Genomic DNA, 9,949 nt, shown 5'->3' on the forward strand with positions numbered 1-9,949 from the left:
GGCCGGGCCGCGCCCGCGCCGCCGGCCACCCGTCCCGCCTGCCGCGGCCCGGCCGCGCCGGAAACGGCACTGGGGACGGATCGTGATGACGGTCCTGCTCGTCGCGGTGGTGTCGCTGGTCGGTCTGACCGTGTGGGTCGACACGTCGCTGCACCGCATTCCGGCGCTGGCCGCCTACCCGGACCGGCCGGCCGCGGGCCGGGGCACCACCTGGTTGCTGGTCGGTTCCGACAGCCGCGCCGGCCTCGACCCCGAACAGCAGGCCGAGCTGGCCACCGGCGGTGACGTCGGCAACGGGCGCACCGACACGATCATGCTGGTGCATCTGCCCGGCCTGACCTCGAGCGCTCCGGCGACCATGGTGTCGATCCCGCGGGACTCCTACGTGCCGATCCCGGGCTACGGCGAGGACAAGATCAACGCCGCGTTCGCGCTGGGTGGGGCCCCACTGCTGGCCCAGACCGTCGAGCAGGCCACCGGTCTGCGGCTCGACCACTACGCCGAGGTCGGGTTCGACGGCTTCGCCTCACTCGTCGACGCCGTCGGCGGGGTGACCATGTGCCCGGCCGAGCCGATCAGCGACCCGCTGGCCGGTATCGACCTGCCCGCCGGATGTCAGGAACTCGACGGGCGCAATGCGCTCGGTTTCGTGCGCACCCGCGCCACCCCCCGCGCCGATCTCGACCGGATGACCCATCAGCGGGAGTTCATGTCCGCGCTGCTGCACCGCACGGCCAGCCCCGCCGTCCTGCTCAACCCGCTGCGCTGGTTCCCGATGGCGCATGCGGCAGGCGGCGCACTGACCGTCGACACCGGCGCGCACGTGTGGGACCTCGCCCGGCTCGGCTGGGCGATGCGCGGCGACCTCACCACCACGACCGTGCCCATCGGCGAGTTCACCAACGGGGGCTCCGGCGCCGTCGTGGTGTGGGACAGCGACGCGGCCGGACGCCTCTTCGACGCGTTGGCCACCGACACGCCGATCCCCGCCGACGTGCTCGACACCACACCGACCGGGTAAGGCACGCCTCACCTCAGCAAACTGGGGCAGGAAGTGTTGTCGCCGTCACACACGTGCGGCCAAACCTTAGGAAACCCTCGCCTCAGTAAGGCCCACCTTCGCTGACAACGGCGTCTGACCTGCTATATCGTGGCGGCCATGACGACATTCGGCGCTCTCGACACCAAGTTCCACGGACTTCTCCAAGAGCAGATCCGCAGCGAGTTCACCGCCGCTCAGCAATACATTGCGATCGCGGTGTATTTCGACGGTGCCGATCTGCCGCAGCTCGCCAAGCACTTCTACGGCCAGTCCGTCGAGGAGCGCAACCACGCGATGATGTTGGTGCAATACCTGCTCGACCGCGACGTCGAGATCGAGATCCCCGGCGTCGACGAGGTGTGCAATCGCTTCGAGTCCCCGCGTGACGCGCTCGCGTTGGCTCTGGACCTCGAGCGCACCGTCACCGAGCAGATCAGCCGGTTGGCCAGCGTGGCCCGCGAGGAGGGCGACTATCTCGGCGAGCAGTTCATGCAGTGGTTCCTCAAGGAGCAGGTCGAGGAGGTCGCGCAGATGACGACGCTGGTGCGCATCGCCGAGCGCGCCGGCGCCAACCTGTTCCACCTCGAGGACTTCGTGGCCCGTGATCTGCCGGGCGCGGGTGCCGATTCGGCGGCCCCGCGGGCGGCGGGCGGCGCGCTCTAACGATCGGTGCCGGCCGCGCCGGTCAACCCGTTCTGCAGCCAGTCCTTGGTGCGGCCGGGGTGGTTCGTCGCCACCCAGGCCACGCCGAGGTCGGCGCAGTAGCGCACGTCCTCGTAGTGGTCGACGGTCCAGCAGTACAGCGCCCGTCCCTGCGCGGCGGCCCGGTCGACGAGTTCGGGGTATTCGCGCAGCGTCATGATCGACGGCCCGACCGCCGTCGCGCCCACGGTCGTGGCGGCGCTGCCCCCGAGATAGCGGGACGTCTCCCCGAGCAGCACGGTGGGCAGCATCGGGGCGGCGCGCCGGATCCGCCACACCGCCGCTGCGGAGAAGGACATGACGACCGCCCGCGAGAGGTCGGCCGAGGGCGGTGTCGCGATGCCGAACCGGTGCAGCAGCGCGAGGACCTTGCTCTCCACCAGGGCGCCGTAGCGGACCGGGTGCTTGGTCTCGATGAACAACTTCACCGGCCGGTGCCAGTCCAGCACCAGTTCGACCAGCCGCTCGAGCGTCAGCAGATCCGTCGTGTCGGGGCCCGCGTCCGGTCGGGAACTGGCGTGCCATGACCCGAAGTCCAGCTCCCGCAGCTCTGCCAGCGTCATCTCGCTGACCACGCCGGTGCCCGAGGAGGTCCGGTCCACCCGACGGTCGTGCACACACACCAGATGACCGTCGCGGGTCAGCCGGACATCGCATTCGACCCCGTCCGCACCCTCCTTGAGGGCCAGTTCGTAGGCCGCCAGGGTGTGTTCGGGCCGGTCGGCCGAGGCCCCACGGTGCGCGACGACGAACGGATGACCGCCGAGCGCGCCGTCATCCGGGTTCATGGGCCCTATGCTGCCGGGTTCTGCCCGCTGGACTCAACCGGACGGGCCGATTGGTCCTCGTGCTGTGTGTCCGGTGAGTCGTCGGGCACCATCACCCAGCGGTGGACCGGTCGGGACACCGGGGCCTGCTCGAATCCGGACACCACCCGGTGCGCGAGCAACAGGGTCGCCAACGCCATCAGGTAGGCGATCGCGGTGATCATGGTGTTGTCGGCGATGCCCTGCGGGTCCGTGGTGAAGCTGGTGGCGACCGAGAACACCGAGACGACGGTGCTGAACACCCACAGGATCCACCACACGATGATCGGCTTGCGCAGCGTCGACGTCCGGTTCTCCACCCCGGCCAGTTCGAGGACGAACACCGGTGCGAAGAACAGGTTCACGAACGGCACCAGACAGCCCAGTCGCAGCCGAAGCGCGTCCCGGGGATCGGGTTGTCCGCGGTACCCGTACGCCGCGCCGCGGCGCGCGATCAGCCAGTTGGTCAGCAGCACGATGCTGCCGACCACCAGGAACGCCGCCACGACGCTCAGCGCGACGCCCAGCCAGGTGGCCGCGCCGGCCACGATCGGGTTGAGCAGCACGCTGCGGTTGATCAGCAGCAGCAGATACCGCAGCGCGTGCACCGCGGCCGCGGCCGCGAGCACGCCGATGGTGATCAGCAGCGTGGTGCGTACCGCGGAGCCGGACGGGCCGGTCCGGGACTCCGCCGCGGTCGGGTCGACGGCGTCGAAGTGCTCGACGAGGCCCCACCGCGGGATCGTCGGATAACGCGGCGTCGGGCCGAGTGGCCGGCGGCGAGCGCGCGGTGGAGGTGGCGCACCGGGCCGCACGGCGATCCAGCGGTAACCGGCGGGCAGGCGCGGAGGAGCCCCGGCGCCGCCGGGACGGGCCTGGCGTGCACTCCATTCGGCGCCCGGGGTGGGCGGCGCGGACGGGGCCATCAACGAGCCCTGACACCGCGGACACACCTGCCGCTCACGGTCGCGCACGTTCCACCGCGTTCCGCAGCGGGAACACACCTGGATCATCCGACCAGCCTAGCGGCGCTGGTCACGCGTTCCCGGTGCCGCCGCCGTCGGCGACGATCGGGCGCCCGGCGGCGGACCAGGCCATGATGCCGCCGCTGACGTTGACGGCCCGGTACCCGTTGCGGACCAGGTACTGCGCCACCCGCTGTGAGCGGCCACCGACATGACACATCACGTAGACGGTGGCCTCCGGGTCCACCTCGCCGAGGCGGGCCGGTATCTCTCCCATCGGGATGTGCAGTGCCCCGGCGGCGTGTCCCTGCCGCCATTCGTCGTGTTCGCGCACGTCGAGCAGCAGTGTCGACCCGTCGAACACGACGGGGAGTTCGGCCACGTCGGCCTGTGTCACCTCGACGTCGTCCATGCGTTCCATGCTGTCACGCCGCCGTCCACGCGGCGCACCTCTCCGCAGACAGCAATCGCGGATTTATCCACAGTTTCCACAGGTTCATCCACAGGCGGCATCCGCCACCGGACGGATAAGCGCTCGTCGTGCGGGGCGCTTGCTGAATGAAACTGTGGATAAACCGGGAGTACGCGGCAACGTCACGGGCCGGTAACGAAACCGTCGAGCGAAATTCTTAGTGGGGCTAATCCACACCGCGGGCGAGCGCAGGAAGCGACGGGGACCCGAGTGTGTCACCGTCTTCCGGGAACGCCCGCGCGACACGCCGAGGCGACGTCGCGGCAGCTGCGCGATGCCGGAGGGGCGGGGTCCGGCGGAGGGTTCGACCGCACCGTGATCCGAACCGGGGACACCGGGCCGCTAAGGCCGCCACGACCGGCGCGACCGTGCCTGACGTCGGCCGACGGCCCGTCGCCACCCGCGCCGCCGACCCGATTTCCTCCGTGGGGGCGAACCGGTTATGATCGGCGTCACACGCTCGGCGTGTGATTGATCTCACTGGGGGTTTATCTTGTTCGTGCAGGTCAGGAGCCACTGATGGCGTCTCATCCCATGGGGGGCGGCTCGGCCATGCCGCCGTCGGAGTGGCATACGTCGGCCAGTGTCTACACCCGCAGCCAATTGATCGCTTGTCTGCGCGCCGGCGTCATCGCCCTGGTCCTGCTCGCGATCCTCGCCTTGATCGTTCTGTTCTGAACGCCTCGTAGTCGGGTATTGGTGTAGGTGGACGCGCGTCCTTGCGATGCGCGCTGCTATGGAGCAAGGTTGACATCGATGTCGAGGATGTCGAGCTCCATCAATCACTGCTGAGGAAGGAACCTTGTGGCTGAATACACCTTGCCCGATCTTGATTACGATTACGGCGCCCTCGAACCGCACATCTCGGGGCAGATCAACGAACTTCACCACAGCAAACACCACGCGACCTATGTGAAGGGCGCCAACGACGCCCTGTCCAAGCTCGCCGAGGCGCGGGAGTCCGGAGACCACTCCGCGATCTTCCTCAACGAGAAGAACCTCGCGTTCCATCTCGGTGGTCACGTGAACCACACGATCTGGTGGAAGAACCTCTCCCCGAACGGCGGCGACAAGCCGACCGGTGAGCTGGCCGCCGCGCTCGACGACGCGTTCGGCTCGTTCGACAACTTCCGTGCGCAGTTCACCGCCGCGGCCAACGGCCTGCAGGGTTCCGGGTGGGCGGTCCTCGGATACGACACGCTGGGCCAGCGGCTGCTGACCTTCCAGCTCTTCGACCAGCAGGCCAACGTGCCCCTGGGCATCATCCCGCTGCTGCAGGTCGACATGTGGGAGCACGCGTACTACCTGCAGTACAAGAACGTCAAGGCCGACTACGTCAAGGCGTTCTGGAACGTCGTCAACTGGGAGGACGTGCAGAACCGGTTCGCCAAGGCGACCAGTTCGGCCAGCGGCATCATCGTCGGCTGACACCGGTCCCGCCAGACTCGTTCAGAAGGGGCGCCGCGCGATCTTCGCGCGGCGCCCCTGCTGTGTTCGGGTGGGCGTCGCCGCGCGTTAGCACTCGTGTCATCTTGCGTGCCAGCACACCACTGCAGCATCCTGTTTCACACGACCCACAGGCGTGTCGGTCCACGAACACCGATGTCTCGGAGGGCGCTATGGAGACAGGGTCCGGTCGGGCGATCGAGATCGCCCCCTTCCATTCCGGCGGTTCACTCAAGGGCTTCGTCGTGTCGGGCCGCTGGCCGGCCTCCACCAAGGAGTGGGCGCAGCTGCTGACGGTCACCGTCCGCGTCGCATCCTTGCCCGGATTGCTCTCCACGACAACGATTTTCGGTGTCCGCGAAGAGCTGCCCGACGAACCCGAGCCGGGCACCGTCGGCCTCGTGCTCGCCGAGGGCACCGTCGTGGGGGACGCCGCCGTGCCTCCCGGCTACTTCGCCGAGCGCCAGCCACCCGCCCTGCTGATGCTGCACCCACCGTCGGAGACCACCCCGTCGCTGCCGGAATGCAGCGGCGCCGCATCGGGCTGCGTGCTGCTGCCCGGACTGCCCCATCTGGGTCTCGAGCACCGGGCCGCCTGGGTGGAGGCGGAGTCCGACGGGACCGTCACGTCGATGGTGAGCCGCGTCGGTGTCGACCCCATCAGCCATCCCGACACCGCGGTGCTGGCCATGCTGCTCGCCGCGTGACGGGTCACGGAAGCCGGCGAACACCGGTTTCCGAACCGGAGAATACGGCTGTCCGAAATCGGCTGCGGCGCTGGCGCACCGGAGAACCCGCCGCTATGGTCGAAGGCGTCAGCGAAGGGGAGTAGCCCCGAATCGTCGTGTCGACATACTGGCCCACGGGCCCGGCCGGCGAACCGCACCCTCGGTGGGCGAGACCTTCGACTCAGACGCCGTGCGTTCTCGCGAACGCTCGGCGACGTGTCGAAAGGTGTCCATGATGCTCGGTGCGGTGCTGGTCAGCCTCGCGGTCGTCTTCGTGGCCGAACTCGGCGACAAATCGCAGATCATCACGATGACCTACGCGCTTCGGCACCGCTGGTGGGTGGTGCTGTCCGGGGTGGGTATCGCCGCGGTGCTGGTACACGGGCTGTCGGTGGCGATCGGCCACTTCCTCGGGGTGACGCTGCCGGAGAAGCCCATCGCGTTCGCCGCGGCCATCGCCTTCCTGTTGTTCGCGGCCTGGACCTGGCGCGAGGGGCGCAACTCCGCCGACGACGACGAGGTCCGGGTGGCCGAACCCCGCTTCGTCGTACCCGCCATCGTCTCGTCGTTCGTCCTCGCCGAACTCGGCGACAAGACCATGCTGGCGACGGTGGCGCTGGCCAGCGACCGCGACGCCATCGGTGTGTGGATCGGCGCGACCATCGGCATGGTGCTCGCCGACGGCGTTGCCATCATCGTCGGGGCAATGCTGCACAAGCGGCTGCCCGAGGGCTTCCTGCACGCGATGGCGAGCGTGCTGTTCCTCCTGTTCGGCCTCTGGATGCTGTTCGACGCCGCGTTGGGCTGGCGGGGCGTGGCGCTGGGCGCGACCGGCGGCGTGGCGGCGGTCGCCCTGCTGGTCGCCGTTGTCCGCGCCGTGCGGGCCAGGAGGTCCCGCACCCCTTCGCCGGCACCCCGCGAATCGTCGTCCGAGCCCGTCTGATCTCCGACCGGCAAGGTCCGGCGGACGGCGGATCGCCGCTCGCCCGCCCGTAGGGCGCCTGTCCCGCCCTCCGCCTGACGTGGTGTGACGTCGGCAAACCCTTGAAATAGTCAGGAGCGTCGACCGATCCGCGCGCCGGTGTGCGCGACGATTGCTGGGAGCCACCTGAGAGGGTGTCTAGCACAGGGTATGCTACGGAACCGTTATTATTTGCTTCCGGCCGTGGTTCAACCATGGCGACAATTGAAGAATCTGCTGTTCCAGGCGTTTTCGGCGACCAGATCGGCGCGCCGACACGAACATTTGGGCGGTTTGCACTTGGATGAGGGCATAACTCTCGCTACGATGGTCAGCAAAGACGCCGCCTTTTTAGCCCGCTCGTCACGCATGTGGAGGTCAATCCGATGAGCAAGACGTTCGCCGCACGGCTGAACCGACTATTCGACACGGTTTATCCGCCTGGCCGCGGACCGCATACGTCCGCCGAGGTCATCGGGGCGCTCAAGTCCGAGGGCATCACGATGTCAGCGCCCTACCTGTCCCAGTTGCGCTCGGGCAACCGCACCAACCCCTCGCAGGCCACCATGGCCGCCCTGGCCAACTTCTTCCGGATCAAGCCGGCCTACTTCACCGACGACGAGTACTACGAGAAGCTCGACAAGGAACTCACGTGGCTGGCCAACATGCGTGACGAAGGCGTCCGCCGGATCGCCGCACGTACGGTCGGGTTGTCGCCCGAGGCGCAGCAGGACATCGTGGCCAAGGTCGACGAACTGCGGCGCAAGGAACATCTCGACGACTGAGCTCCCGCGGCGGCGCGCGCGGCGAAGCGGACGGTGTTTGCCTCCGATTCTTGAATCAGGCTTCTGAGCTGGCCGTTCCGCGGTCGAGCGCCCGGTACTGCCGGGCGATCTCGAGTATCCACTCCCGGTCCGAATACGACTCCGGCTGGCGCAGCCACTCGACTCCGGGAAACCGCCGGTGGCCGTCCATCGAGGTCTCACGGCCCGCGAAGATCCACCCGGCGATGGCCCGGGCCTGTTCGGTGGGTGTCACCGCGGGCGCGGCCGGGCCCGGGTCACGCCCCTCCTGATCGCCGGCGGCGCGCCTCGCGTCCACCGGCCGGCGTGCGTTCGTCGCCTCCAGGAACAGCGCATCGGAGATCAACGACATTCGTTCGGCGACGCGGAAGACCAGCGGTCCGTGCGGTCGCACACCGATGCCCACGTCCGGCTGGCGGCGGCCCAGTTCGGTGAGCAGCGGGTCGATGATCCGCAACTCGCGGCGCGCACCGAACCAGTCCTCGATCCCGGGCAGCAGCGCCCCAACGGCCACGGTGACCATGGCGCAGCCGATCAGGGTGGCCCCGGTCCCCACACCGATCGAGTCGACGATTCCGAATGTGCGGAGCAGGAACAGCCCGGCGACCACCAGGATCAGCGCGATGCCCACGGTGAACACGAACAGCGCCCGGCCCCTGCGGCTGCGGCTCGAGTGGCGCAGCCCCGACCACATCACCAGCGACATCGCCACCAGCACGTAGATCAGCGGCAGCAGCCAGGACGTGCCGTCCGCACCGAGGTTGCGGCGCAGGTACTCCTCGGGCGACATCTCCGGCTGCTGGCCGCCGGCCAGGAAGACCGCCACGCTGAGCACCGCGACGATCCCGGCCAGGACGTACTGCGCCACCGCGAGGCTGCGCGTCGCGGACGGGGTGCGTGCCGAGGCGACCGTCGTGATCATCACGCAACTGCCCGCCGCGCACATGATCAGCGCGACCTGGCTCAGGGCCATCGCGATGTTCGGCCACTTCAACGTCGTGTCGACGAGCAGGGTCAGCGGCTGCCAGTTCAGCGCCGCCACCGCCGCCAGGTTGCCGAGCGCCAGAATCATCGCGGTGCTCACCAGCGACTGCTTGTTGACCAGGGCCCACCCGATCCGCAGCCCGGTCGCCAAGCCGAGCAGTCCGGCGATGCCCCAGACGATCAACCAAACGCCTCTCCGAGACGGATCTGCACGATCGAGGAGCGGTCGCAGGGCAGCCGGCCGAGTCGGTAGATCAGCAGCGCGGCGAAGTCCTCCGCCTCCTGTTCGGCGTCTTCCCCGCTCGGCCCCATGCAGCCCGTCCGCTGGTTGAGCATGTAGCCGATCAGTTCGGAGCTCGCGACCTCGGTGTTCTGCCGGGCCGCCTGCACCACCGGGATGCCCTCGTGGCCGAGCACCAGGTGTCCGAGTTCGTGGGCCAGCGTGCGGTCCCAGGCGGGCAGCCCCTGCTGGATCAGGAACTCGTCGTGGTCCGCGTACTGGCGCCACTGCCCGCACACCCCGGGCGGCAGATCGGCGGTCTTGATGTCGATCGGGCGTCCGCGTTCGGCACTGACCGCCTGGACCAGGCGGAACAGCGACACCTCGCCGCGTCGCGGCGCCAGATCCAGCACGGCGCTGACAGCGCGCGTGACGGTGCGAGTCGTTGGCACGTCGCCCCCTCTCCGACTTGTCGATGTGCCGTTGGCTAGTTCATGAACCGCGCGATGCTCTCGGTCCGCAGCGCCCGTCCGGCCTTGGCCTGCCGGTACCCGACGAGCCCACCGAGCCCGGTGAGCATGAGGATGCCCGCGGTGCCCGGTACGGCCACCGCCGCGATCTGCGCGACACCCGCCGCGCGCAGGTATTCGCCGTACCCGACGCGGAAGTTCGCGGGGACCGCGGCGGGGTCACCGCTGCGGACGGGCGCCTCGGGCTGGCGAGCCGACGGCTGTTGCGGGGGTGCGACGCGGGGCGGGGCCTCCGGCGCCGAGGCGCCCGGCTCACTGGACCCCGGTTCATTGGGACTGCACGCGCTCAG

General features: G+C 69.1%; 12 protein-coding genes and 1 pseudogene. 7 read left to right on the forward strand and 6 right to left on the reverse strand.

Annotated features, from left to right (window positions below; translation table 11 throughout):
- Both AU196_RS17475 and AU196_RS17480 read left to right on the forward strand, forming a co-directional pair.
- Nucleotides 1–1,021: LCP family protein (locus AU196_RS17475; RefSeq protein WP_231737627.1), on the forward strand; the 1,021-nt coding region annotated here is incomplete at its 5' end.
- Nucleotides 1,022–1,159: 138 nt separating this feature from the next.
- Nucleotides 1,160–1,705, forward strand: coding sequence for a ferritin (locus AU196_RS17480; RefSeq protein WP_059096351.1), 546 nt, complete (start codon nucleotides 1,160–1,162; stop codon nucleotides 1,703–1,705).
- On the opposite strand, the gene AU196_RS17485 is transcribed toward AU196_RS17480, so the two are convergent.
- Genes AU196_RS17485 through AU196_RS17495 form a run of 3 tightly spaced genes read right to left on the reverse strand, consistent with a single transcriptional unit; the run spans nucleotide 1,702 to nucleotide 3,936 of the window.
- Complete coding sequence (locus AU196_RS17485) at nucleotides 1,702–2,532, reverse strand: glycerophosphodiester phosphodiesterase (protein WP_059096352.1); 831 nt, start codon at nucleotides 2,530–2,532, stop codon at nucleotides 1,702–1,704. The two genes, AU196_RS17480 and AU196_RS17485, sit on opposite strands and share 4 nt — an antisense overlap.
- Before the next feature lie 5 nt (nucleotides 2,533–2,537).
- Complete coding sequence (locus tag AU196_RS17490) at nucleotides 2,538–3,563, reverse strand: DUF4328 domain-containing protein (protein ID WP_059096353.1); 1,026 nt, start codon at nucleotides 3,561–3,563, stop codon at nucleotides 2,538–2,540.
- A 22-nt stretch (nucleotides 3,564–3,585) separates the two neighbouring features.
- Nucleotides 3,586–3,936, reverse strand: coding sequence for a rhodanese-like domain-containing protein (locus AU196_RS17495; RefSeq protein WP_059096354.1), 351 nt, complete (start codon nucleotides 3,934–3,936; stop codon nucleotides 3,586–3,588).
- Between the two features lie 570 nt (nucleotides 3,937–4,506).
- Between AU196_RS17495 and AU196_RS25880 the strand changes: the two genes are divergently transcribed.
- The 5 genes from AU196_RS25880 to AU196_RS17515 all read left to right on the forward strand — a co-directional run bounded on the left by AU196_RS25880 (nucleotide 4,507) and on the right by AU196_RS17515 (nucleotide 7,907).
- Complete coding sequence (locus AU196_RS25880; RefSeq protein WP_172800499.1) at nucleotides 4,507–4,665, forward strand: hypothetical protein; 159 nt, start codon at nucleotides 4,507–4,509, stop codon at nucleotides 4,663–4,665.
- A 126-nt stretch (nucleotides 4,666–4,791) separates the two neighbouring features.
- On the forward strand, nucleotides 4,792–5,415 hold the full coding sequence (locus AU196_RS17500; protein ID WP_011562419.1) for a superoxide dismutase: 624 nt from the start codon (nucleotides 4,792–4,794) through the stop codon (nucleotides 5,413–5,415).
- A gap of 191 nt (nucleotides 5,416–5,606) precedes the next feature.
- Nucleotides 5,607–6,140 (forward strand): hypothetical protein, encoded by a 534-nt coding sequence (locus AU196_RS17505; RefSeq protein WP_059096355.1) that lies wholly within the window; start codon nucleotides 5,607–5,609, stop codon nucleotides 6,138–6,140.
- Between the two features lie 256 nt (nucleotides 6,141–6,396).
- Nucleotides 6,397–7,104 carry a TMEM165/GDT1 family protein gene (locus tag AU196_RS17510; protein WP_059096358.1) on the forward strand — a complete coding sequence of 236 codons (708 nt, stop codon included), beginning with the start codon at nucleotides 6,397–6,399 and terminating at the stop codon, nucleotides 7,102–7,104.
- A gap of 404 nt (nucleotides 7,105–7,508) precedes the next feature.
- Nucleotides 7,509–7,907 carry a secretion protein EspR gene (locus tag AU196_RS17515; protein WP_059090497.1) on the forward strand — a complete coding sequence of 133 codons (399 nt, stop codon included), beginning with the start codon at nucleotides 7,509–7,511 and terminating at the stop codon, nucleotides 7,905–7,907.
- Between the two features lie 55 nt (nucleotides 7,908–7,962).
- Here AU196_RS17515 and AU196_RS17520 read toward each other — a convergent pair whose 3' ends face one another.
- From AU196_RS17520 to AU196_RS17530, 3 genes and pseudogenes are all read right to left on the reverse strand, one after another.
- Entirely contained in the window at nucleotides 7,963–9,093 is a 1,131-nt protein-coding gene (locus tag AU196_RS17520; protein WP_059096356.1) for a hypothetical protein, read from the reverse strand.
- Nucleotides 9,090–9,581: an ImmA/IrrE family metallo-endopeptidase gene (locus AU196_RS17525; protein WP_059096357.1), complete on the reverse strand. Its 492-nt coding sequence runs from the start codon at nucleotides 9,579–9,581 to the stop codon at nucleotides 9,090–9,092. Before AU196_RS17525 ends, AU196_RS17520 begins: the two co-directional genes overlap by 4 nt.
- Nucleotides 9,582–9,616: 35 nt before the next feature.
- Nucleotides 9,617–9,949: pseudogene (locus tag AU196_RS17530) on the reverse strand (hypothetical protein); the annotation flags it as partial.

The sequence above is a fragment of the Mycobacterium sp. IS-1742 genome (assembly GCF_001500125.1).
GTDB lineage: Bacteria > Actinomycetota > Actinomycetes > Mycobacteriales > Mycobacteriaceae > Mycobacterium.